The organism is Photobacterium toruni (assembly GCF_024529955.1).
GTDB classification, from domain to species: domain Bacteria; phylum Pseudomonadota; class Gammaproteobacteria; order Enterobacterales; family Vibrionaceae; genus Photobacterium; species Photobacterium toruni.
On the sequence record NZ_AP024854.1, the window covers coordinates 1,282,543 to 1,307,310 of the forward strand.

At 37.8% G+C, this 24,768-nt stretch carries 25 protein-coding genes; 9 read left to right on the plus strand and 16 right to left on the minus strand.

Features of this window, described 5'->3' with window-relative positions:
* Positions 1–74: 74 nt before the first annotated feature.
* Complete coding sequence (locus OC457_RS06105; protein WP_080174862.1) at positions 75–437, minus strand: c-type cytochrome; 363 nt, start codon at positions 435–437, stop codon at positions 75–77.
* A gap of 459 nt (positions 438–896) precedes the next feature.
* Between OC457_RS06105 and OC457_RS06110 the strand changes: the two genes are divergently transcribed.
* Positions 897–1,136 carry a hypothetical protein gene (locus OC457_RS06110; RefSeq protein WP_080174863.1) on the plus strand — a complete coding sequence of 80 codons (240 nt, stop codon included), beginning with the start codon at positions 897–899 and terminating at the stop codon, positions 1,134–1,136.
* An 81-nt stretch (positions 1,137–1,217) separates the two neighbouring features.
* On the opposite strand, the gene artM is transcribed toward OC457_RS06110, so the two are convergent.
* The 5 genes from artM to punC form a co-directional block, all read right to left on the minus strand.
* Positions 1,218–1,889, minus strand: a complete 672-nt coding sequence (gene artM, locus OC457_RS06115) for an arginine ABC transporter permease ArtM (protein ID WP_080174864.1) — start codon at positions 1,887–1,889, stop codon at positions 1,218–1,220.
* Positions 1,886–2,590: an arginine ABC transporter permease ArtQ gene (gene artQ / locus OC457_RS06120; protein WP_080174865.1), complete on the minus strand. Its 705-nt coding sequence runs from the start codon at positions 2,588–2,590 to the stop codon at positions 1,886–1,888. Before artQ ends, artM begins: the two co-directional genes overlap by 4 nt.
* Before the next feature lie 3 nt (positions 2,591–2,593).
* A complete protein-coding gene (locus OC457_RS06125) occupies positions 2,594–3,328 on the minus strand; it encodes a lysine/arginine/ornithine ABC transporter substrate-binding protein (RefSeq protein ID WP_080174866.1) in 735 nt (244 codons plus the stop codon).
* 63 nt (positions 3,329–3,391) lie between these two features.
* Positions 3,392–4,120, minus strand: a complete 729-nt coding sequence (gene artP / locus OC457_RS06130; protein ID WP_080174867.1) for an arginine ABC transporter ATP-binding protein ArtP — start codon at positions 4,118–4,120, stop codon at positions 3,392–3,394.
* A 513-nt stretch (positions 4,121–4,633) separates the two neighbouring features.
* A complete protein-coding gene (gene punC, locus OC457_RS06135) occupies positions 4,634–5,839 on the minus strand; it encodes a purine nucleoside transporter PunC (protein ID WP_080174868.1) in 1,206 nt (401 codons plus the stop codon).
* Between the two features lie 104 nt (positions 5,840–5,943).
* Here punC and punR point away from each other — a divergent pair, with 104 nt between their 5' ends.
* Positions 5,944–6,846 carry a DNA-binding transcriptional activator PunR gene (gene punR / locus OC457_RS06140; protein WP_080174869.1) on the plus strand — a complete coding sequence of 301 codons (903 nt, stop codon included), beginning with the start codon at positions 5,944–5,946 and terminating at the stop codon, positions 6,844–6,846.
* Positions 6,847–6,928: 82 nt separating this feature from the next.
* Here the strand turns inward: punR and OC457_RS06145 are convergent, their stop codons facing one another.
* The 6 genes from OC457_RS06145 to OC457_RS06170 all read right to left on the minus strand — a co-directional run bounded on the left by OC457_RS06145 (position 6,929) and on the right by OC457_RS06170 (position 13,971).
* The gene (locus OC457_RS06145) at positions 6,929–7,537 is read right to left on the minus strand and encodes a CDP-alcohol phosphatidyltransferase family protein (RefSeq protein ID WP_080174870.1); all 609 of its coding nucleotides are present in this window, start codon (positions 7,535–7,537) and stop codon (positions 6,929–6,931) included.
* Positions 7,538–7,559: 22 nt separating this feature from the next.
* On the minus strand, positions 7,560–8,195 hold the full coding sequence (locus OC457_RS06150) for an ATP-binding cassette domain-containing protein (protein ID WP_080174871.1): 636 nt from the start codon (positions 8,193–8,195) through the stop codon (positions 7,560–7,562).
* Positions 8,196–8,199: 4 nt separating this feature from the next.
* Complete coding sequence (locus tag OC457_RS06155; protein ID WP_080174872.1) at positions 8,200–9,861, minus strand: ABC transporter permease; 1,662 nt, start codon at positions 9,859–9,861, stop codon at positions 8,200–8,202.
* 81 nt (positions 9,862–9,942) lie between these two features.
* Positions 9,943–11,106 carry an ABC transporter substrate-binding protein gene (locus OC457_RS06160; RefSeq protein WP_306341388.1) on the minus strand — a complete coding sequence of 388 codons (1,164 nt, stop codon included), beginning with the start codon at positions 11,104–11,106 and terminating at the stop codon, positions 9,943–9,945.
* A gap of 80 nt (positions 11,107–11,186) precedes the next feature.
* On the minus strand, positions 11,187–13,337 hold the full coding sequence (locus OC457_RS06165; protein ID WP_080174873.1) for an FAD-dependent oxidoreductase: 2,151 nt from the start codon (positions 13,335–13,337) through the stop codon (positions 11,187–11,189).
* Positions 13,327–13,971, minus strand: a complete 645-nt coding sequence (locus OC457_RS06170) for a carboxymuconolactone decarboxylase family protein (protein WP_080174874.1) — start codon at positions 13,969–13,971, stop codon at positions 13,327–13,329. Before OC457_RS06170 ends, OC457_RS06165 begins: the two co-directional genes overlap by 11 nt.
* 367 nt (positions 13,972–14,338) lie before the next feature.
* On the opposite strand from OC457_RS06170, the gene OC457_RS06175 reads away from it, so the two are divergent.
* Positions 14,339–15,374, plus strand: a protein-coding gene (locus OC457_RS06175) for an IS630 family transposase (RefSeq protein ID WP_262054062.1) whose coding sequence is annotated in 2 segments (ribosomal slippage) — positions 14,339–14,797 and positions 14,799–15,374 — 1,035 coding nt in all. Because the reading frame shifts where the segments join, the coding sequence is not laid out codon by codon here.
* 154 nt (positions 15,375–15,528) lie between these two features.
* Here the strand turns inward: OC457_RS06175 and OC457_RS06180 are convergent.
* Positions 15,529–16,116 (minus strand): TfoX/Sxy family DNA transformation protein, encoded by a 588-nt coding sequence (locus tag OC457_RS06180; RefSeq protein WP_080174667.1) that lies wholly within the window; start codon positions 16,114–16,116, stop codon positions 15,529–15,531.
* A gap of 370 nt (positions 16,117–16,486) precedes the next feature.
* Positions 16,487–17,491: an HTH-type transcriptional repressor PurR gene (gene purR / locus OC457_RS06185; RefSeq protein ID WP_080174668.1), complete on the minus strand. Its 1,005-nt coding sequence runs from the start codon at positions 17,489–17,491 to the stop codon at positions 16,487–16,489.
* Between the two features lie 714 nt (positions 17,492–18,205).
* Here purR and OC457_RS06190 point away from each other — a divergent pair.
* Positions 18,206–18,604 carry a hypothetical protein gene (locus OC457_RS06190; RefSeq protein ID WP_080174669.1) on the plus strand — a complete coding sequence of 133 codons (399 nt, stop codon included), beginning with the start codon at positions 18,206–18,208 and terminating at the stop codon, positions 18,602–18,604.
* Between the two features lie 56 nt (positions 18,605–18,660).
* On the opposite strand, the gene OC457_RS06195 is transcribed toward OC457_RS06190, so the two are convergent.
* Together OC457_RS06195 and OC457_RS06200 are read right to left on the minus strand one after the other, a co-directional pair.
* A complete protein-coding gene (locus OC457_RS06195; RefSeq protein WP_080174670.1) occupies positions 18,661–19,680 on the minus strand; it encodes a trypsin-like serine protease in 1,020 nt (339 codons plus the stop codon).
* A 262-nt stretch (positions 19,681–19,942) separates the two neighbouring features.
* Positions 19,943–20,518 (minus strand): hypothetical protein, encoded by a 576-nt coding sequence (locus OC457_RS06200; protein WP_080174671.1) that lies wholly within the window; start codon positions 20,516–20,518, stop codon positions 19,943–19,945.
* Positions 20,519–20,930: 412 nt separating this feature from the next.
* Here OC457_RS06200 and hypB point away from each other — a divergent pair, with 412 nt between their 5' ends.
* From hypB to hypA, 5 genes are read left to right on the plus strand one after another with little or no spacing between them, the layout of a single operon-like run.
* A complete protein-coding gene (hypB, locus tag OC457_RS06205; RefSeq protein ID WP_080174672.1) occupies positions 20,931–21,668 on the plus strand; it encodes a hydrogenase nickel incorporation protein HypB in 738 nt (245 codons plus the stop codon).
* 2 nt (positions 21,669–21,670) lie between these two features.
* Entirely contained in the window at positions 21,671–21,910 is a 240-nt protein-coding gene (locus OC457_RS06210; RefSeq protein WP_080174673.1) for a HypC/HybG/HupF family hydrogenase formation chaperone, read from the plus strand.
* A complete protein-coding gene (hypD, locus tag OC457_RS06215) occupies positions 21,907–23,028 on the plus strand; it encodes a hydrogenase formation protein HypD (protein WP_080174674.1) in 1,122 nt (373 codons plus the stop codon). Before OC457_RS06210 ends, hypD begins: the two co-directional genes overlap by 4 nt.
* Entirely contained in the window at positions 23,025–24,056 is a 1,032-nt protein-coding gene (hypE, locus tag OC457_RS06220; RefSeq protein WP_080174675.1) for a hydrogenase expression/formation protein HypE, read from the plus strand. The genes hypD and hypE overlap by 4 nt, the downstream gene beginning before the upstream one ends.
* The gene (gene hypA, locus OC457_RS06225; RefSeq protein ID WP_080174676.1) at positions 24,056–24,412 is read left to right on the plus strand and encodes a hydrogenase maturation nickel metallochaperone HypA; all 357 of its coding nucleotides are present in this window, start codon (positions 24,056–24,058) and stop codon (positions 24,410–24,412) included. The genes hypE and hypA overlap by 1 nt, the downstream gene beginning before the upstream one ends.
* Positions 24,413–24,768: the final 356 nt, after the last annotated feature.

Here is a 24,768-nt window from a genome sequence, read left to right on the forward strand (position 1 = left end):
CTTAAAACCTTTGACTATATTGTTTGTCAAAAAAGTAGTGTGTTAAATTAACCATAGCGTCTGATATGCGGTTCTTAATTATCATTTTTTATAGGTTCTGATTTCACATGATTAAAATAATAAGCAATATCCAACATGTCTTGATCACTTAAAGAATCTGCTTGTGGATGCATAAGAATAGCTAAGCCGTCATTACGTTGGCGTAATTTATAGGCTTTTAATGCCGCAACAAAATATGCTTGTTTTTGTCCCTGAAGATTAGGGTAAGTATCTATAGTAGAAATACCATCAACGCTATGGCACGTCATACATACCACTGCCTTTTCTTTTCCTTGTGAATATTGCGTGTTAGTACTGGACTCTGCGGCTGTAACGGCTATTGAACAGAAACAGAGATAAGTTGTGAACATAAACGTAACCACTAAATATCGCTTCATAGTTGATACTCTTATTTTATCTTTATGATTATTTTTTAACGGTGGCGAAATTGAGTCTTATCATTTAAAGATAGAATAAAGAGCATTTTTTTGAAGAGAAGGATGAACGATTTTTCGGGCGACATTTCTTAATTTTAAGAATAGCGAACAGTTCTTTTAGATATGGGGATGTAATTTACGGTTGATTATTTTTATTTATTTATTCTTATTAAACAGTTGGTTAGTATGTTTTGAGATAGAGATTTATATAAAATATAAAAAGGTATATTGATGGTGGTCTATAATGTAAAAGATTAATGATTGTCATTGTTTTTATATAATACATTTTAAAATCATATGGTTAATAGTTATATAGTGGCGTTATTATTATAACTAGTTAACAAATGTTAAATTATTTAATGGTATTTATATTCATAATCTAATATCGTATAAAAGTTTATAAAAATAAGGATGTTTACTATGAATTTCTTCTTCCGTTCCAAAAAGAAGGTTGTAAAAGTAGCAACGGCATTGCAAGCAAAAGAAAGGCTTGTTAGTGAAATTACCCGTACCAGAACATCACGTCACTTACAATTAATGAAAGAAGAGTTAACGGCATTGTTAACACAATTCTCTCATATTAAAGAGAACAACGTTGATGTAGTGACAAACACTAAGTCACAGTTAGTTTTAAAAATTAATGCCAAACTAAGTCATTAAATCATGATGCATTGTATCGAAATTTTTTATTAAAAAGCCGACATGCGTCGGCTTTTTAATGCTTTGAATTTTTTATAACAATTAACGTACTGCTTCAAACGCAAGTGCTTTTTTCTCAAACACTCGAAAGATTAATGTAAGTATTCCATTAATTGTAAGGTAGAACGCTCCTGCAACAGCAAATACGGTTAAGGTATCATAGGTTTGTGCATTGATGCGCTGCGCGTAACCCATTATATCCATAATAGTAATAGTGCTGGCAAGCGATGTGCCTTTAAAGACTAAAATTACTTCATTTGAGTAAGCTGGAACTGCACGACGAATAGCAAAAGGAAGTAATACCGCCAATGTTACCTTGGTATTCATTCCTAATGCACGGCAAGCATGCCATTGACCTTTAGGTATTGCATCAAAAGCACCTTTAAATAACTGAGTACTATAAGCCGCAGTATTTAATGCTAATGCAAGCATGGCACAAAACCAAGGTTGACTTAACCAATCCCATACAAAGCTTTGACGAATAACTTCAAATTGCCCAGGGCCATAATAGACTAAAAATATTTGTACTAATAATGGTGTTCCTGTAAAGAGGGTAATAATACCACGGCTGATCCAGTGAATAATGGGAGTTCGTAATATTAAGCTTGCTGTCATTAATAACGCTAAACTACAGCCAACGAATAAAGACGCTGCGGTTAATTCAAGACTAGTAATGAGCCCTTGCACCATTAACCAAAAATTTTGTTCATTCATGCGGTTACTCCTTGGCTTTTATGTTTTTTGGTACTAGAGCCATCTTGCTCGCTGAATTTATTTTCGATTATTTTAATAATACGTTGAGTAATTAAGGTAATAATTAAATACACCGCAGCAGCGGTAGCATACCAAGTAAAACTTTCATGGGTTGCTGCTGATGCTAATTGAGCTTGTTTTAATAAATCAGTTACACCAATTAATGAAACTAATGCTGTGTCTTTTAATAATACTAACCATTGGTTGGTTAAACCGGGTAATGCATGACGTACTGCTTGCGGTAAAATAATAGATAAAAAAGTGCGTTGTTTACTAATACCTAATGCAGTTGCAGCTTCTTGCTGACCTTTGGGTACTGCTTTTAATGCACCCCGTATAGTCTGAGCAGCATAAGAAGCAAAAATAAGTGATAAAGCGATAACACCTGATAAAAAAGGGCTAATTTCAATAAACTCACCCGTGATGTGAAAAATAATTTCGCCTGAACCAAAAAAGATGAAAAGTACCACTAATAGCTCAGGCAGACCACGGAGGATAGTCACGATAAATGTTGTTGGCCACGCGATAGCACGATAACGTGACATTTCGCCGCCTGCAAATAACATCGCTAAAACTAACCCTACCGCTAAACTGACAAAAGCAAGCTGGATTGTCATCCAGCTAGCTTCTAGCAGGGATTGTGAATATCCCGTTAACATCATAATTTATTTACCAAAATACTGTTCAAAGATTGCTTGGTACTGACCATTTTCTTTAATGGTTGCCAGCGCTTTATTTAGTTGTTCTACTAATGCCTGATTATTTTTATTTACGGCGATACCGAAACCATTACCAAAATATTTGGTATTAGTAACAGGTTTTCCGACATAAGACAGTTTGTCACCATTACCTTTCTTAAACCATTCAGCGACAACGGCAGTATCACCAAACACTGAATCAATACGGCCATTTTGCATATCCATAAAGGCATCTTGGTAACTGGTATAAGGGACAGCGACAACATCAGACATTTGATCTGTTATGTAGCTCTGGTGTGTTGAGCCATTTTGGACACCAACTCGCTTACCATTAAGTGCCGCTTTATCGGCAACGTGATTTTTTAATGATACAAACGCAGCGGCATTGTCATAATAGGTATTACTAAAATTGACTTGTTGTTGACGTGCCTTGGTGATGTCCATTGCTGAAATTGCAGCATCATAACGTTTGAATTTAAGTGCTGGAATTAGACTATCAAACGCTTGATTATGGAATGTACAGGTTGCTTTCATTTCTGAACACAAGGCTTTAGCAATATCAATATCAAAACCTTGAATTTGGTTGTTAGCGTCCATGTATTCAAATGGCGCATAAGTTGCTTCTGTTGCAAATTTAAGATCTTGTGCCATGGCATGCCCAGATGCCAAGCCAATTATTGCTGCTAATAACATTTTTTTCATCGCTATACTCCATGCGGGTGTATTACGTAGTTATCTACCTACGTAGTTTTAAAAAGAAATTTATTAATGGTTAAGATATTCTGCAAATTGGGTCGTTTGGGGAGCAGTAAAAGCAAGATTACTACCATGCTCAATGATGTGGCCGTCTTCCATATATAAAATATGACTTGCAACTTTTTTTGCAAAATCGACCTCATGGGTAACGATAACTTGAGTTATTCCTGTGTTACTGAGATCTTTGATGATCTTAACAATTTGGCTAGTGATCTCTGGATCAAGCGCTGCTGTTGGTTCATCAAATAACAACACGTCAGGTTTCATCATCAATGCACGAGCAATCGCTACCCGCTGTTGTTGACCGCCTGAAAGTTGTAATGGCCATGCATTTGCTTTATCCGCGAGGTGTAATTGCGTCAAAATATCAAGTGCTTGTTGTGTAGCAATGGCTTTATCTACCCCTAATACTTTGGTTGGTGCTTCCGTTAAATTATCAATGACTGTTTTGTGTGGCCAAAGATTATATTGTTGAAACACCATGCCAACTTTACGTCTTAACGTTAAGCCTTTTTGTTCTGAAATAGACGTTGAAAAATCAAATGTATTATTAGCTATCGTTAATTTGCCATTAGTTGCATTTTCTAACAGATTTAGTACCCGTAGAAGTGAACTTTTTCCTGCGCCACTTGGACCTAATAAAACAAGGGTGTCACCAGTGTCACAAGTAAAGCTGACATCATGCAGTACTTGGTTTTGACCGTAAAATTTATTGATATTACTTACTTGAATACTCATGCTCTAATACTGCATTAATCGTCACTTAATTTATATACTACTCATCACGATATCTTATGCAAGAGAAATGTATAAAAAAATAAAATGTTACATATTTGTTTAATTTTAAATGATTTAACGGGTTAAATTACTTGATTGCAGTGTATGTATTTAACAATAAATATACTTCACCTCGGTATTAGGGGCTAAGTGCATAATAATGACTAGAATCATATTTTTTATCGATTTTATTAAATGATTATTTAGTCACAGTTACATGTTTCAATATGTAAGATGATTAATGGTTGGACGTAAGGGGTTTATTTCTTTAATTACTGTGATTGTATTTAATCAAAATGGATCTGAGTGAGAGAAAAAAATGGCTAATACAGTGAGAGTAAAATGCGTAATTGAATAAACAACAAGGAAGGAAAATAGAATAATTAGATAGTAAAGCCAGAAGAGTACAGCGGATTATAGGTAAAAAAAAGCAGCCAACGAAGGCTGCTTCTAATAATTAAAGAGAGCGAGTTATTACGCGGTTGCTATTACTGCTTGCTGGTGGCGTGCTTTTGTCACCAGAATGAAACCGATAATAGCGATAAAGCCTGTGATGAACATTGCGACAGTAACCGTTAATAAACCAAATCCAGCAAAGGCAGAGACTAAACCACTTGCCGCAAAGCAGACCATTGTTTGCATAAAGTTCAGTAGGCCAGCAGCGGTTGCACTACAATTTCTAAAATCAGATAAGGCAGCACTAATAACCAGTGGGTAAATTGCACCATTAGCAACAGCAAGGAAGCAGAATGGAATAAGAATCGGCCAGATAGTTGTTACATTGATTGAGATTGAAATCACAAACATAATCAAAACGCTGCTAAAGAACAGAGCTAAAATCCATGGCAGTAGTTTTTTACTATCAAAATGATTTAGTAGTGTACGACAACCATAACCACCGACAATAAAGGCAACTGTTTGTGGTGCGTAGCTTAAACCGATATCAGTACCTGAATAGCCCATTGCAGACATAACAAAAGGAGAGCCAGTTAAATAAGCAAAGAAAGCGGCTGAACATGCAGCAAAAATAAGCATGTTACCCCAGAATTTTTTAGAGCTTAGGATTTGGCCGTAATCATTACGCAGTTTTACCGTTAATTTCTCTTGTTGTTGGCTAAGGTTTGCACTCTCAGGCTCTTTTAGTGTCATGATTGCTAACACTGCACCAAAACCAACTAATGCGATAAAAATACTACGCCAGCCTAATTGATGTTCAAGTACAGCACCTAATAACGGCGCTAAAGCAGGAGACAGTGCCACTAAAGGCATGATGGTTGCAAATACACGCTCAGAGACTTTGCCATCGTAACGGTCAACAACAACGGCTTGCCAAATAACTGTTGCGCTACATGCTCCTAAAGCTTGCACAAAACGTGCAGCAAGGAAAACTTCAATGTTAGGTGCAAATGAACATGCAATAGAAGCAAGGCTAAATAGCACCATACCACCAACAAGTACTTTAATGCGCCCTACACGATCAGATAATGGTCCATATACAACTTGTCCTAACGCCATACCAAGTAAAAATACACTGAGCGAAAGGCCGATAAGAGATTGGGTTGTAGCAAAGTCGGCACGGATCGTTTCAAACGAAGGTAAATACATATCCGTTGCTAGAAAACCTAGCATACTTAAACATGCAAACCAGAAGAGGGTAATTTTAGAAGGTTGATTTTTCATTTTATACTTTTCGTCAATATTACAATTGCTACTAGTGTAATACTGGTTTTAATCATTGTGAAACGCTAAAATTTCAACCATGCTTTCAAAATTTTTGATGTGATATGTTTTCTTATAATGATCTTCAAGTTATTGACGTCGTCGCCCGTCGTGGCAGCTTTTCAGGTGCAGCGGAAGAATTACACAAAGTGCCTAGTGCTATCAGTTATACTGTTAGATTGATAGAAGAGCGTTTAGCTGTCGAATTATTTGTTCGATTACATCGACAGGTTAAACTAACGCCAGCAGGGGAGTATTTTGTTGAAGAATCCCGCAAAATAATCAAACAAATGCAGTTAATGAAATATCAAACGCAGCGGGTTGCAAATGGCTGGTCGCAAAATGTATCTGTGGCTTTAGATACCGTGGTGCGTCAAAGTCGAGTTAATATGTTAGTTAAAGACTTTTATGAACACTTTCCTGATGTTGAATTGCATCTCACCATGGAAGTATTTAATGGAGTTTGGGATGCCTTAGCAGATGGACGTGCAGATATTGCAATCGGTGCAACAGCAGCAGTGCCCGTTGGTGGCAGTTTTGATTATAGAGATATGGGAACATTAACGTGGAAGTTTGTGATTGATCCTCAGCATCCATTAGCAACATGCGATCATCCATTAGAGCCACATGAATTAGCTCAATATCCCGCTGTTTGTTTAGAAGATACTTCACGAACATTACCTAAACGGATCACATGGTTGATGGATAATCAGCGTCGAATATTAGTACCTAATTGGTACAGTGCTATGCAGTGTTTAAAAGCCGGTTTAGGCGTCAGTGTTGTACCTAGCCATATGGCAATTCCCCTAATTGAAACGGGAGAGCTCATTGAAAAAGAGTTAGCAATTAAACCGTCAGTGAGCCCTTGTTGTTTAGCATGGAATACTGAAACTATGAATCCAGCCGTAAGTTGGTTGTTAGATTATCTAGGTGATAGCGAACAGCTACATCATCAGTGGGTCCGTTAAGTAACGGTTACGATTGGAGAATGGAAGCGATAAATAAAACAGGCTGGATGGATGCCATCGTGCGACATCCAGCAGTCTTCATTTAATTTTTTAGGGTGTGGTAACCTGCCCAAATACGGGTTGTGGTAGTGATCCAGCACAGTGAGCCAAAAATCCATGCAATAGTGGCAAAGTGTTGCGGTAGTAAACAAAACAAAATAAAACAGGCAATAGTTTCAGTGCCTTCCGTGAGACCACCAATGTAGTACAGCGATTTTTGTTTATAGACAGGGCTTTCTATATTGCGTTTTCCCGCCATAATTGCAAAGGCGAGAAAACTTGAACCCGTACCGATAAAAGAGAAAATTAAAAAAGCGCCAGCAATAGCATTGTGTTGAGGATCTGCCAATACAAAGCCAAATGGAATCAAGGAATAAAAAAGAAAATCTAACGTAATATCAAGAAATCCACCACAATCGGTAATACCTTGACGACGTGCAACAGCACCATCTAAACCATCAAATAAGCGATTTATAATAATAAATAATAACGCTAATCCATAATGCTCAAAGGCTAAGGCTGGTAATGCAAGCAGTCCAATAATAAAGCCACAAAGGGTTATTTGGTTTGCACTGATACCATAATTATTAGGTAATGCAGCCAGTTTTGCTAATGGCTGGCGTATAAGAGTAATACTGTAACGATCGAGCATGGAACTTCCTATTTTATTATTTTTATAACCAAGGCCAGTGTGAAATATCGCCATTTTGGGGAATATCATCATCGTCATGAGTAACCATTAATGCCGGGATATTGCGGTGTTGAATTTGATCAAAGACAAACTGACGAAATGAAGAACGCAATGTTTTATCTAATTTACTGAATGGCTCATCAAGTAATACCGCTTGAGGTTGTGATAATAGTAATCGCATCATACTGATCCTTGCGCGTTGACCTCCTGAAATTTCATGGGCTTGTTGGTGTTGTAAATGCAGCAAGTCTAGTTCATCTAATGTCGCTAACGCTTGGTGTTTTCGTTGGCGACCTTTAATCTCTTGCGGTAATCCAAACGCGAGATTTTGCCAAATATTAAGATGAGGGAATAGTAAATCATCTTGAAAAACAATACCGATATGCCGCATGTTAGGTGCTAACGAGATTATTGATTGCTTATTGAGCTTTATTTCACCAGTGATTGTGAAGTCAGCAGCGAGATGACCGGCAATTGCACTAAGAATTGTTGATTTCCCACTACCGCTTGGTCCCATCAAGGTCATAATTTTCCCAGCTTCAACCTCAAAAGTTAATGGTCCTATTACTATATTATTATTGCGATGATGCAGGGTTAATTGTGATACTGAAAGCGCCATAAGATTACCTTGTTATTTTAGGTTGAGGTGTTTTGCGTTGTGCAAAAATCATCGCGAGAGTAAAAAAGATCAAAGGTAATAATCCCTGTAATAATCCATAAATTGCACTGATACGCCGATCTTGACCGCTGGCAAGTGTCACAGCTTCTGTGGTTAAGGTTGATACACGCCCTGCACCTAACATTTGTGTTGGTAAGTATTGTGCAAGGCTAACACTACAGCCAATAGCAAAGGCTAACCATAATGCAGGTTTGAGTTGTGGAAATTTAACTCGCCACCATGTTTGCCAGCCATTTAAGCCTAAACTTCTTGCTGTTTGATCTAAGCGTTGGTCGTAACTGCGCCATGGTCCATCTAACGTAAGATAAATATAAGGGAAAACATAAAGCCAATGGCTCCAAACAACCCATTGCCAAAAATAGTGACCAGAGACAAAAGAGATGGCTGTCTGCATACCAAATAATAATGACAATTGTGGCGCAACCATTGGAATAGCGATCAATGCTGTAGAGATCCCGCGGTGATACTTTTGGCGATACTCAAGACATAGAATGACCATTATCAAAGCACAACAACTACTGATTAGCGCGAGAAAAACACTATTACCGATTAGCTGTTGCAGTGGTTCAACTTGTTGTTGCCAAAAACGGACACTATAACGGCTTGGTAGTAAGTCTGGAAAACGCCACCGTAAGGCAAATGACCATATTGCTAAAATAGGTAGCATGAATAATGGTAGCAATAATAAACCATGACTAAAAAAAGCACCGACAGGGGAGGGAATACGATGGGATGATTGCCTAATCACGCCACGATATTGCCATGATGTTGCGTATGATAATTGCCACCATTCCACTAAACGTAGCAGTCCGAACGTAACGATAACAATGCCAAATAAGAGTAATGCTCCTGCAGCAGCACGTGGTAGCTGGGTTAAGTCGCCATCAGTAAACCATTGCCAAATTAACATTGAAAATGTACTCGGTTGAGTAGGTCCAATAATTAAAGCAACATCAACCACTGCTAGTCCATAACCTGCGACCGCAAAAATAGCCAAACGCAATTTCGGTAGCCATAACGGTAAAATAACCATTCGCCATGTTTGCTGGTGGCTGTAGCCAAGGCTGACAGAAACATTATAGAGTCGCTTTATATCAAGCTGTTTAAGAATACTGATGCTCATTAATAGTAAAAAAGGGGTTTCTTTAATTGCCAGAGCAAATAATAATCCTAAACCATAACGATCATGAATTAACGCTGGATATAAGGTATCAGCTAAGCCGAAATGATGCCAAATACGTGCCAACCAGCCAGTTGAAGAAAACATCAGCCCAAAGCCAAGTACAAAGGCAATATGAGGAAAAGCAAGTAACGGAGCTAATAAGCGTTCAATTTTATGCCATTTAGGACCGAGCCAATAGTGGCGCAATATTAAATAACACCACCATAAAGCAAGCAGTGTGCTACCTAATCCAGACAGTAGTGTTAACGCAATAGAATCACTCAGATTGGGCCAAGCAAAGAGTTGATGCCAACCTAATAGTGATGGTTGATGCATGTTTAATGCGGGTAGCCATGCAAAAGCAGGCGCAAGCATACCAAGAAAGCCAATGATCAATGGAGTTGCAAATAGCAATAATGTGACAAAAAATATAATGGCTAACATAGGGCTCAAATAAACACCAAACAAGACAAGCTAACTTACTATCATAATGTAAGTTAGCTTGATCTATAATAAATATAACAATTAGTTACCGTATCTTAGTTGCCATTGTTGTTCAATTGCCGCTAACCATGTTGGGTTGGGTTCAGCAATTGAAGGATAGGGCATAAAACTAGGCTTATTATATGATGGTGGTAATTGTTTAAATGCCTGCGGACTTAAAATAGTGGGATCGCCCCATACATTAGTGTCAGCTTTGTGTGCTTGTGCTTCTGGGCTTAATAAGAAATTAATTGCCACTAATGCGCCTGCTTTGGCATTTGCATTCCACGGAATTGCAAGAAAGTGGATATTCGTTAATGCACCTGCGTTGAATGCATAAGTTTTTGCCTTATCGGTTAAATTACCATTAGCAATCGCTGCAGCTGCCGCATTAGGATTAAAGGTGATCGCTAACAATAATTGCTGATCATCAAGTAACTGTACTGTTTCGGCAGTACCTGCTGGAAATTGTTTACCTTGATGCCATGCAACTTTATGGAGTTGATCAAGATAGTGCCATAATGGTGCAGTTACTCGATCAAACAGAGCCTGATCTTTAGGTAACTGCAATGGTTGATATAAGGCTTTTTTGTCCGTGGTTAGTTCTAATAGTGCTGCTTTTAAAAAGCTTGTTCCATGAAATTCTGGTGGCTTAGGGTAGCTGATTTTTCCTGGATGTTGTTGAGCTAAAGCTAATAATGCCTTAAAGCTTTTAGGTGGAGTTTTTAATGTTTCAGGATCATAAATAAACACCAGTTGACCCACACCCCATGGGGCTTCTAGTCCTTGAGTTGGCTCTGAAAAATCGTTATCGATCGGCAGTGATTTATCGACATATTTCCAGTTGGGGAGTTGATGTGTAAAAGGACCATACAGTAAGCCATTCTGTTTCATTGAACGAAAATTCTCGCCATTGATCCATACCATATCAACACTGCCACCCTTGTTTTTGGCTGCGGTTTTTTCAGCTAATAAACGTTGTGTGGTTTCTGCTATATCGGTTACTTTGACTTGCTTTAGAGTGACATCATAGCGTTGTTGTAATTGGGTATTTGCCCACAGTAAATAATCATTAATTTCTTGGCTACCACCCCAAGCATTAAAATAGACTGTTTCACCTTTGGCTTGAGTCAGTGTTTGTTGCCACGTTGGTGTAATATTACCATTTTGATGTTGTTCACTTGCATGCACCGTAATGCTAGTTATGATAAGCGCAACGGTTAGCGTTAGTTTTTTTAATGCTGGAAAGGGTGTTATCACAATTGATATCCTTATTTATGGGAGTGTTAATTACGCATCCAATGATGATATTTTTTTACCCAAGTAAGCAGTTTCTGAGGTGCATGCGCCTGTTTCCATACGCCAGCGGTATATTTTGCACCCTCACTCATGGTTGGATATGGGTGAATCGTACTTAGAATCTTATTTAAGCCTAAGTTATGACGCATTGCGAGTGTGAATTCAGCCAACAAATCACCGCCATGATGACCGACAATTGTCGCTCCAAGGATCTTATCGCTGCCTTTAGGCGTTAAGATTTTAATAAAGCCTTCATCATAACCATCAGCAATGGCGCGATCTAAATCGTCCAATCCATAGCGAGTGATTTCATAATCAATGCCTTGTGCTTGTGCTTCTTTTTCATTTATGCCGACTCTTGCTAATTCAGGTGCTGTGTAAGTTACAGCGGGAATGACTGAATAATCGACTTTAAATTTTTTAACCGCACCAAATAAACTATTTACTGCGGCATACCATGCTTGATGAGCCGCAACATGCGTCAGTTGATAAGGTCCGGCAACATCACCAACGGCATAAATATTAGGATATTGAGTCTGTAAATATTGGTTTACAGCCACAGTGCCACGTTCAGTTGTGGTAATACCGAGTTGTTCTAAACCAAATCCTTGTACATTTGCAACCCGTCCTAATGCAATTATTACTGCATCAAACTCGATGTTAAGTTTTTGATTTTCATGTTCAACGACAGCACGTTGAATAGGTTGACCATTATCATCAAGTATTGATTCAAATTGGATGGTATTATGTTGCAATAAGATATTTACGCCATCGTGTGTGAGTGCTTGTTCAACTAATTGTGCCGCATCGCTATCTTCACGATTTAATAATTGCGGTGATCTTTCAACAATAGTGACTTCTGCACCCAATCGACAAAAACTTTGGGCTAATTCACAACCAATAGGACCGCCACCAAGGATCAGTAATCGTTTAGGAAGTGCTTTTAATTGCCACACCGTATCAGATGTTAAGTAATTAACCGCATCCAAACCTGGAATTGTAGGCACTAATGGACGAGCACCCGTTGCAATGACAATATTGCGAGTGGTAATTCGAGTACCATTAACTTCAACTTCCCATGGCGATAAGATTGTTGCATCACCAGTGACACAATTAACACCCAGTTTACTATAACGTTCGATAGAATCATGAGGTTCAACTTTGCTAATAACATGTTGAATTCGTGTCATAACTTGCGAAAAATCAATATTATTAATTTGAGCATCAATACCAAACCGTGAGGCTGTGTTTATATCTGCGGCGGTATGTGCTGCTCTAATGAGTGCTTTTGACGGAACGCAACCCGTATTTAAACAGTCACCACCCATTTTGTGGCGCTCGATTAATGTAACTTCCGCTTTTACCGCTGCCGCAATATAGGCACTGACCAAGCCGCCCGCACCCGCACCAATAACAACTAAGTTTTGATCGAATGCGGCTGGTTTTTGCCATTGTTGGTAATGTTTTTTATTGTTCATTGTTTTCATTATTCCTTTTGCAACAAAAGGGAAAAGGCCTAACAAAAATAAAGATAATAAAACGGGAACAGAGATAATTCCATTAAGGGATTCTATTTTCCCTAACTGAGTGCCTGCATTAATATAAACGGCAGTACCCGCAAGCATACCTAGTTGGCTAACCCAGAAAAAAGTACGCGCTTTAATCGTCGTTAACCCCATTAAAAGGTTAATGATGAAAAAAGGGAAAATTGGAATAAGACGTAAACTTAATAGATAAAATACGCCTTCTTTCTCAATACCTTTATTCAATGTTGCCAAACGGTTACTAAATTTTGCTTGTACCCAATCACGTAATATAAAACGACTCGATAGAAACGCCAATGTTGCACCGATAGTACTGGCAAATGACACCATAATTAAGCTTGTCCAGAAGCCAAATAATGCCGCACCTAATAGGGTTAATATTGATGCACCAGGAATAGAAAGTGCAGTGACTAAGATATATAAGCTAAAAAAGCTGACATAAGCAGTCATTGGATTTGCGGTAATATGCTGCTGTAAAGCTAATTGTTCACGCTTAGCTGATTCAAGCGTTAAAAACTGACCAAGGTCGAAATAAAACCAAGTACTAATAATGGCTAAAATAACGATGAGCAACAAAATTTTATTACTTTTCATTATTTCCCCTTAATTGTTCTTTATTTGACGTTGATGTTTTTGAAATAGCATCGGTTTGCGCTGTATCTTGTTGATGGTTATTAATAGGTTGCGGTTGAATCGGCAATGAGCAAAAGCCCTGTGCTGGAACATCAAGTGCAGTGTTAAATTTAGCCGACAAATTTTGGAAACTCACTAATGCCGTTAATTCAATGATGTCATCACTGCTATACCAAGTAGCAAGTGCTGTAAGCATATCGTCACTGACATGTTGACCCGTAATAGTCATCGCTTCAGTATATGTTAATACCGCTTGTTCTTGATCTGAGAAGTGTTCAGATGTTTGCCAATGGGCTAATGCTTTAATTTTTTCTAATGAATGACAGCGTTCTGCGAGTTTCATACCATTAGCATCGACACAAAAAGCACAGTCATTGAGTTGTGATACTCGCACACACACTAGTGAGCGCATAACGGCATCTATTGGTGATTTTTTACGATCAAGGTAACCAAAAAATAAAGCGACTAACCAGAAGAGAACAGGCTTACGCCCCCATAATTTAGCCGGATTGAGCACTTTACCAAAATGGCGTTGTTGTAGCCAAAGTAAAGGTTTTACCCATAATGAGAATGTTTTTTTGGTTAATATACGCAAAGTATGTCCTTATCAAATGAGAATCACATCGACTCTTAAGTAGCAAGACCGAGAGAAGCGATATTGTATTTCATTTATAGACAAAAAATTTTTTTATTCGATAATTTATTAGTAATAGCAAATGATAAAAAGTGACATAACAGTATGTTAAATAAGCATAATGATATATGGGTGTGATGTTTGATAACGAATGGTTTTGTAACGTTAAAAATACGTTTAAGAAAAGTGAGAATGAGAGCGTTACTATAAGTAATAAATAGCATTATAAATGACAGTTTGTATTTTGATTCATTTTGCCATAGGTCTTATACCAATCTAACTAAAATAATGATCTAATTTAAGCCATCATTTTTAAATGAGATTCGCTATGGACAGCCTAAACAATACCGACTTTAAAAAGCTTGCTCGCCAACAAAAAAAAATTCAAATGAAAATGAGATTACTTGCCTTGGAGCACTTCAAGGAAGGTAAATCTCGTACTCAAATTGCTAAATATCTCAAAGTTAGCCGAACAAGTGTTAATAAATGGGTGAGTGTCTTTCTTGAAGAAGGCTTAGAAGGGCTTCAAGAAAAAACGCGTAGTGGTCGCCCTGCATTTCTCTCACCTAAACAACGTGAGCAGCTATCCAATTATATTAAACTTAAAGCTCAAGACTCTTCTGGCGGGCGATTAATAGGCGCGGATATTCATGCTTACATTCTCAAAGAATTTGATAAAAACTACCACCCAGATTCTATCTATTATCTACTTAAGCGCATGGGCTTTTCGTGGATAACATCACGGTCAAAACATCCAAAACAATCACAGCAAGCTCAAGATAATTTTAAAAAAATTTAAAATTGAAACGATCCTTAAGATCCCAGGACATATAGCGCTCGATAAGGTCGATGTATGGTTTCAAGATGAAGCAAGATTTGGACAACAAAATACCACTACCCGTCTTTGGGCTGAACGAGGAACTCGACCAAGAGCGATAAAACAACAGCAGTTTGAATATGCTTATCTATTTGGTTCGGTGTGCCCAGCAAGAGGAGTTGGTGAGGCGTTAGTGGTACCTTGGGTAAATAAAGAAATAATGACTGAGCACCTTGCTCAGATATCACGAACCACAGAAAAAGGTCGTTATGCTATTGTAGTGATGGATGGTGCAGGCTGGCATACTGACGATATTGCTAATCCGTTTAATAATCTCAGCATCATCAAACTTCCACCATATTCCCCAGAACTTAACCCAATAGAACAAGTTTGGAGTTGGTTACGACAACACTATCTCGCTAATCAAAATTTTTCTGATTATAACGACATTCTCGATAAGGTCTGCCTTGCATGGAATCAGTTTAATGAATCGGCTTCACGCATCACTAGAATGTGTTCAAGAGATTGGATCAACCTGACCAGTTAATTTTCCAGATTGGTATTACTATTCAATTGTAGCTAAATACTAAGCTTGATAGGAATAGCTAAATCGGTTTGTAAATGTATATGCGGAATAAATTAAAGAGGCACAGGGCCTCTTTATTCTTAAGCGTCACTTAGCCAGTTGACGAATATATTTATTATAGTTTAGCTAGCAGTTCATTGCGTCTGCTTTCTGGTATTACTGACCAATGTTGGCCATGTATAGCGCCTTCCAATGCCCATAGTAATTCCAAACTTAAAGATGCCTCTTGTATTTTTTGTAATGCTTTATAAGCGTCGAGTGCACCAATATTATGGAGTTGTTCAATCGTTTTAATACCTACTTTTTTAAGCATCCTTTCATTTGAAAGGCGTAGGTTTGGTAAATCTTTTATTCTATCAGGAGTGCAACATTCTTTTGCTTTTTTGTCAGCTTGTGCTGCCTTAAGAGAATAGTTTGCTTGTTCTTTGATTTTTTCAGGTTGTTCCCACCATTCATCAAGAATAGCATAATGTTTTGTTATGACGGGAAAACCGCGCTTTTCATATATATAGGGTTTCAAACCCGCTTGTTTAAATTCCTCTTCATTTTTTGCATTTGCTCTGAGATGGAGTTTATTATTAACGACTAGTGCGAACATTGTCTCACCAGCGAAAATACCAAAACCGCCAAACATGGATCGCGATTTAATATCCCCTAAATGATCTAATAGCTGTAATGAATTTTTTAATATTGGTTTGTCCATACTTCTACTCGGTGAATAAATGAGTGTCACCTAACATTAAAGTAGCTGTAAATTAACTTTGTATTATTAAAGTTATTTACGAGATAAAATTTCTACTTTAAATCATCCATGTATTACTTTATAAATAATATTATCAATAGTGAAGTATTATTTATATCTTGTAAGTCTTTTGCTTACTATTATATGTATTTACGGGGTTCATTATATTCGATATTTTAACAAGATGACTTTGAATATTAATAGTGACTGGTGAATCTGTGATATTGTTCATGTTTTTACGGCGATGACAATTTTGAAAGCGCTGAGAGTTGAATTGAGGTGTTAGAAAAAAAGCCAATATAAATATTGGCTTGATAAGTAGGTTGTCGTATTAGCGTAAATCTTTTACCGACTTGCGCTCTACAATTGCAGGCGCCATTTCAAAAATTTGACGTTCATGATCTTTGTTCTTCATTCGCTCCATTAAGATTTTAATGGCTGTTTTACCTAAACGACGTTTCGGCTGATGAATAGTCGTTAGTGGTGGCGCGAAGTAAGGGGCAAGATCAATATTGTCGTAACCAATAATAGAAATATCACCAGGAACGCGTAATCCTGCTTGTTCAAAGGTACTAATTAGTGCCATTGCCATGATGTCATTGAAGCAGAAAATAGCCGTTGGACGCTCTGCCATAGCAATATATTTTTCAGCTGCTTTCACCGCAGAGTCACACTCAAAGTCACCTTCAAGGATCCAGTCTTCATTAACGGTTAAGTTAGCTTCTGCCATGGCTTTATTAAAGCCCTTTAAGCGTTCACGACAAGTAGATTTATCTGTATGGCCAGACAAACACCCAATACGGCTATGACCATGCTCGATAAAGTATTTAGTCGCAATGTAGCCACCTTGTTCAGCATTATCCTGAATTTTATCGGTATGCGGGCTTTCTGGACCCCAGTCCATTATCACCATTGGCAGGTCTTTTTGACGCTCAAGCAGATCCAATAATTTCTGATCAAGATCGGAACACATTACTAATAAGCCATCAACACGCTTTTCCGCAAGCATGCGTAAGTAATCATATTGCTTAGAAAGGTTACCTTCCGTATTACATAAAATTAGCGTGTAGCCTTCACGGTAACAATACTCTTCAACACCATGCACAACTTCAGCAAAGAAAGGGTTAGTTGATTTAGTTACCAACATACCAATGGTGCGAGTGGTATTACATTTTAGACTGCGAGCAACAGCACTTGGTGCATAATTGAGATCTTCAACGGCTGCCAGTACTTTCTTCTGTGTTGCTTCTGCGACAAAGCGTGTTTTATTGATCACGTGTGAAACTGTTGTCGTTGAAACACCAGCCATACGTGCAACATCTTTAATGGTTGCCATATTTATTCTTCTAATAATGGGTGCTAGAGATGTTTCTAGCTAATCGTGAGGTACCAAATTGAGTAATTACTGAGATGAATATAATTCAATGTTTTTAGGTAAAGTTTCTCGTTAATTATTCAATTTGGCACCGATAATGTGTCTATTGCATACTTAAATAGTATTAACACCAAAAGCCGCATTTATTCGCGGCTTTTATAATTATTACATGTTTTTCAAGTGTAATCGCTTGCGTTCACATTTTACTGAGTGTTACGCGTAGTGCAACGTTTCAATTGTCTGGGAGTAAATTATTTGACAACTATCAACAAAAAATCGTAATTTTCAGCAAATTTAATGGAATTTACAACCGACATTTAAAAATATGCTGCACTTTAATACTATGATAGTAGGTAAGGATAGTTATGAACAGAAACGTCTCAATTATACACTTGATTAACTATTTAAGGCTGTCTTTGGTTAGTATCTTATGGTTGAAATGCCAGAACAGAAGCGGTAATTACACTCAGTGGGTACCATTAAGCGCAATGATTAAATTTATTTTGGTTGTTATTAATGACGGGAAGTGTCGGTTTAGGGTGTTATAGCAGACTCTAGCGACGGTAATATTTGAGAAGTTGATCCCGATCATCGTAATTTAGAGCGAAACTTGAACTCAAGTAAATACCTGTGATAATTAGTTTATTACATTGCTTATTTATTCGGAACAATATGATGACGGAAGAACATAAAAAGGGTATTTGGTTTGCTTATATTGCCAGCTTTCTAACCCCGTTTACTTTATTATTGTCAGGAATTATCGCCATTATTTATGCTGGTTATAAACTTGATAAAGGCGCTGATGAAGTTGCCTATAGCCATTACTACACTATTATTCGTAGCTTCTTTTTGTTTTTAACCTTCTTTGTAGTGTTAGGCGTTTCTGCAGCAACAACCACAGGAATGATTGCTGGTGCTGAATATTGGGTACATAGTGATCTTCTAGCGAAGATATTGAGCATATTACCTTTTGTTGGCGGTGCGATTGCTATTGTTGCAATAGTGGTATGGTTTGCCAAGATCGTAAATGGAATGAAATTGCTTAGTCAAAATAAAGCGATTAAATTATCGTAATAAAAAGAGTTGCGCATTATCATGTGCAACTCTTTTTTTATGCTTTAAATAGGCTATTAACTTATTTGCTGTATTGTTTTTGTAGTAAATATTGACGCCACATGAAGATGATAATGTTGTTGTATCGCTAGAGGTAAGCAATTATCTGTAACAACACAAGGATCTAGACCACAATCTTGAACACCGTCAGGGCATTCTGGGGTAACGACTGCTGGTGGAGTGCAATCAATAGCCCAATCACAAGGGTCGCCACAATCTTGAACACCGTCAGGACATTCTGGGGTAACGACTGCTGGTGGAGTGCAATCAATAGCCCAATCACAAGGGTCGCCACAATCTTGAACACCATCAGGACATTCAGGTAGCTCAATACAAGTGCCATCTTTCTCACAATTGATAGTATCAATCAGTGTTTGACGATCTACCCATTCCACTGATTCACCTGAATTATCATTAATTACTCGGTCAATAGTTTTAGCTAGATACGATGTTTGTATTGCCTTATTTTTGTTAAGAGTAAAACCAATTTGCACATCACCTAGCATGTGTGTTTCGATTATCCAACCGCCACCTTTAGATTGTTTTACAAAGGGTAATTTAGTTAGGTGTGATAATTTTTTATTATTGATACCGTTAATAAAATCTTTTTCACCTTGATGGTAAGATTGAATAATTGTTGCTGTAAACTTGCCATGTTCAGGTAAAAGAGGGTAACGTAAAAGTTTGATTGGTTGAATATTATTAACAGGAGTTGATAAGAATAATAATGCTAATTTTTTCTGTTTAAATTTAAATACACGTTCAACAGGGTGAATAGAAATAAAACCATTATTTGACATAAAATGTGCTGTTGTTTCGGTATTTTTCCCATTAACGCATTTTAAATGGGTCAGGATCCAACTGGGACTGATTAATGAACCTTGGCAGGTTGTTGTTTTTAGCGTATTAATATTTATACTATGAATATCAGCAGCATAGGGGTGTTGTGGCTGCTCTATTGGTGGTGATTCGCCATAAGCAACAGATGAAAAAAAGAGTAAAATAATTGAATAAGTATATTTATTGAAAAATATCATAACATTACCTTTGAAGTTTTAAGTGCGACAATAGGATAAATTGTTATTTTAAGTTAAGTGTCAATAATATCTGTAATAAGAATAATTATCAATTTTAATAGTGGAATATCGTTATTACTTAATTGTGCTAAAAATTTAATGATTGGTATATATTTGTTGTTTTTAAATAAACATATATAGAGTGGTTTTAACTATAATAATAAAAAGAGAATAACAAACTAAAATGTTATTCTCTTTTTATTTAGCTAATTAAAGTTAAAGACTATTTTCTGAATTGCATTACAAGTTGATCAAGTTGTTTAAGTAAATCAGTTGTTTTTGAATCTACTTTTTTCATGGCATTAATAACATCATCTTGCACTTTTTTATCTTGCTTGCTGATTGCAGGATCATTCAAAATAGTACGTTGTTGCTTTTCAAGCGTAGTACGAATTGTTGTAAATTCTTTGATTAAATCAGTACGAGTGTCATTTGAGATATCTTTCTTCGCCGCTTCAACTTGGATTTCTTGAGCGCGCTTAATAAGTTTTTCTGGCTGGTAACCTAATGCTTTAACTTTATTGTTAAATGCTGTTTCGTAAGCTTTCATCTCAGTAATAAGTTGAGGATTTGCTTTTAATGTCTTCACGCGAATAGCAGCAAGCTCTTGTTGAATCTTACCAATTTCGCTAGCAACATGTTGTTGCTCGGCTGTGATTTTTTGAGATGCCATCATAGAAGCATTTGGAGCGTCTTGAGCCATCGCTACTGTTGGTGCTGCTGCAAATACACAAGCTAATGCTATTGGTGCCGCTAATTTAAGAAGTTTGGTTTTTAAGTTAGATGTTTTTGTTTGCATTATGATTTCTCTTTTGTTCGATGAATAACATTATTATTCAAGAAAGCGTGAGAGAGCATAAAAGCAAGTCTCCGCGTGATTAATCTTGAAGTGCTTATGATATAACATACGCATACACATTTAGGTTATGTCATATTATTGTCATTAAGTCTGAAGCTAAACTGAATCGTAGCCTGTTTATTTTATCAGTTAGGCTGTGAGGGGGATATATATATAATATCAATCTAATAACCCGCAAAATAAATTATCACACAAATTGCTTTATCCTTTCAAAGCATAGATAATCAATGCTCATAATTCTCAGAATTTGAGTGTTTAATTACCTGAACTGAGTCCTGTTTAATTTTTTCTAACGTTTATCTGTATTTTTGATTAAAACGATAGCTAAAAGCCCCCCTATGCTGGAGTTCTTATGTGCCAAGATTGCGGTTGTTCATTACCAAGAGGTGATCACCACCATCATCATCAACTACAAGCAAATCCACAATTAAATGATAAAAAAACATTGTCAGTTATCCATAAAATTCTAGATAAGAATGATATAGAAGCTGCACATAATCGTGCTCATTTTGAAGCGCAAAATGTAACCGCATTTAATTTGATGAGTAGCCCAGGTAGCGGTAAAACCACATTACTTGAGCACTTACATCAACATACTGATTTAAAATATGCAGTGATTGAGGGTGATTTAGAAACCTCACGTGATGCTGATCGCTTAAAAGCACACGGTATTGATGCATACCAAATTCAAACGGGTTCTGCTTGTCATCTTGATGCCTTCATGGTTCACGGTGCATTACACCATGTTGATCTTAAAAATCTTGATATTTGCTTTGTTGAAAATGTAGGTAACTTGGTTTGTCCTGCAAGCTATGATGTGGGTACACATAAAAATATTGTCTTGGTTTCTGTTCCAGAAGGCGATGATAAAATTGAAAAATACCCAGTGATGTTCCGTCGTGCGGATGTGGTCTTGATTACTAAATGTGATTTATTACCGTATTTTGATTTCAGTATTGAAGAAGCAAAAGCACAGCTTAAGAAATTAAATCCTAATGTTGAAGTGATTACACTATCAACCAAAGATGAAGCAACGTTTGCTCCTTTAGTTAAGTGGCTAACCGCTAATCAACGTCCACAGGAAGCGTAATTATGTGTTTATCGATTCCCTCTCAGGTCGTAGAAATTCACGAAGATAATACTGTTACCGTAGATACCATGGGCGTAAAACGCCGTGTAAGCTGCCATTTATTAATGGATCCGCTTGTTATTGGTGAGTATGTATTGGTTCATATTGGCTTTATAATGAGCAAAATCAATGATAAAGATGCACAAGAAAGCCTTGAAATGTATCAGTTTATTATGGATGAATCAGGGCCACTTCCAATATGAGTTTTGATCTTAAAAAACTGTATGAAGGCTTTCGTGATGCCGATACAGTATTGAGCTTAGCAGAACAGATTAAGCAACTTGCGGTTGATTTACCTGAACCGATGCAAGTAATGGAAGTGTGTGGCGGTCATACACATACTATTATGAAATATGGCTTAAAGCAGTTATTGCCCGAGAATATTGATTTTATTCATGGTCCCGGTTGTCCTGTGTGTGTGATGCCTAAAGAACGTATTGATCACGCAGCGGCATTAGCGAGTCAACCTAATGTGATTTTAGTCACTTTAGGCGACATGATTCGTGTTCCAGGTTCAAAAGGTAGCTTGGCACAATATCGCGCTAAAGGGTGTGATATTCGCCCAATTTATGATCCGCTTGATTGCTTAACGATTGCCCTTGATAATCCTGATAAAGACGTCGTTTTCTTTGCGATTGGTTTTGAAACCTCAACCCCAATGACGGCGATTTTAATTGAACTCGCCGAGCAACGTCAGGTCAATAACCTTTATTTCCATATTAACCATGTTTTAGTGCCACCTGCAATTGATGTGGTGATGGCTGATCCTGCCGTTAAGGTGAATGCCTTTATTGGTCCTTCACATGTAAGTGTTATTGAAGGCGCTAAAATTTACCGCCCAGTGGTTGAAAAATACCAAACGCCCGTTGTTGTAGCAGGGTTTGAACCTGTTGATGTAATGGAATCTATTCTGCGCTTAACTAAGCAAAAGGTTGCTGGTGTTGCTGAACTTGATGTCCAATATACACGCGCGGTAACAGAAGAAGGTAACACGGTTGCTCAAGCGGCGGTTAAACGCTGTTTTGATATTCGTGATAGTTTCCGTTGGCGTGGTTTAGGCCCGATTGCTAACTCAGCATTACAATTGAATGAAAAATATCGTCATCGTGATGCTGAAATTAAATTTGCTGCTTGCTTGCCAATGACACCCATTGATGATCATAAAGCGTGTCAATGTGGTGATATTTTACGTGGTTTAGCAAAACCAAAAGATTGTAAAGTCTTTGGTCGAGGTTGTACGCCACAAACGCCACTCGGCAGTTGTATGGTGAGTTCAGAAGGTGCGTGTAATGCGTATTTCCGTTACCGAGGTGTAAAATGAGTGAACAAGATTTCTCCGCTTTATCGACTACAAAATCTATTCAACTAAGTCATGGCGGTGGCGGTCAGGAAATGAATAAGCTGATTAAAGGCTTATTCTTTAAAGCGTTTGATAATGCGATTCTGCGTAGTGAAGAAGATGCTGCGGTATTAACCCTTGAAGGTAAAACTGCCTTTACCACTGATTCATTTACAGTGTCACCGTTGTTTTTTGCTGGTGGTAACATTGGTAAATTGGCCATTGCAGGTACTGTGAATGATTTAGCGATGATGGGCGCACAACCACAATATTTAAGTTGTAGTGTGATTATCGAAGAAGGTTTTGAAATCGATAAGCTTAAAACCATCGTTAATAGCATGGCAAATGAGTTAAGCATTTCAGGTGCTAAAATTGTTTGTGGTGATACCAAAGTGGTACCAAAAGGTTGCGCTGACGGTATTTTTATTAATACCACAGGTGTTGGCAAAATCATGCAAACTGGCATTTCAGTGCGTAATCTTGCTGATGGTGATGCGATCATTGTTTCGCGTGATGTGGGTCGTCATGGCGCGGCTATTTTAATGGCGCGTGAAGGCTTAACTCTTGAATCAGAGCTTATTAGTGACTGCAATACGCTATGGCCTGCGGTTGAAGCATTAATTGCTGCTGGGCTTGATATTCATGCAATGCGTGATGCAACCCGTGGCGGTTTATCAGCAGTATTAAACGAATGGGCGCAAGCTTCTGATGTGGGTATTAGTCTTGTAGAAGATGATGTACCTGTAAGTGAAGAAGTGCGTGGTCTATGTGAATTATACGGTTTTGAACCGTTTGATTTAGCTAACGAAGGCACCTTTATTATTGCATTGCCTCAAGCACAAGCGCAAAAGGCATTAGAGGTGCTTGAAGCCTTTGCTGCCTGTGAAAACGCATGTGTGATTGGTTCAGTTAATAATGATCATACTGGTCGTGTAATTTTAACCAGTGGTTGGGGCAGTCGTCGTTATCTTGACCTTCCTCAAGGTGAATTATTACCGAGGATCTGTTAATGCATGAGTATTCCATTGTTGGCGCTTTAATCGAACAATGCGAACAACATGCTCGTGATAACAATGCAGACAAAGTTACCCGCGTAGCAATTAAAGTCGGCATTTTAAGTGGGGTAGAACCTGCCTTACTTGAAACCGCTTTTCAGACGTTTAAGCTCGAAGGCATTTGCCATGACGCTGAGTTTGAAATGAACATTCAGCCGCTGGTGTTATCCTGCCTCGAATGTGGACAAGAAACTATTCACACCGAGCGCAGTATTATTTGTCAGCATTGCGGTAGTAATCGCACCCATGTTTTAGATGGCGAAGATTTAATGCTAATGCAGCTTGAAGTAGAGCAAAGCAAAGACGCATAAGCCGCGATTATCACTAAAAAAAGGCCGTATCAGTTAATGCTGATATGGCCTTTTTTAATTTCCGTTATTCTCTACAGCGAATGCTACCCCCAACCCCGTCATTCCCTACAGTGAATGTCCGCGAGGGCGATAGGGAATCTACTATCCGCGCGTTGTAGAGTTGGTGTTTTTGCTGGTGTCTGTGATGCTCAAACACGCGGTGAATAGATCATGGATAGCCCTCGTCCCTCGACTTCCGAGATGACGGGAAAATAACCATCGTCATTCCCTACAATGAATGCCACCCCCAACCCCGTCATTCCCTACAGTGAATGCCCGCGAGGGCGATAGGGAATCTATTATCCGCGCGTTGTAGA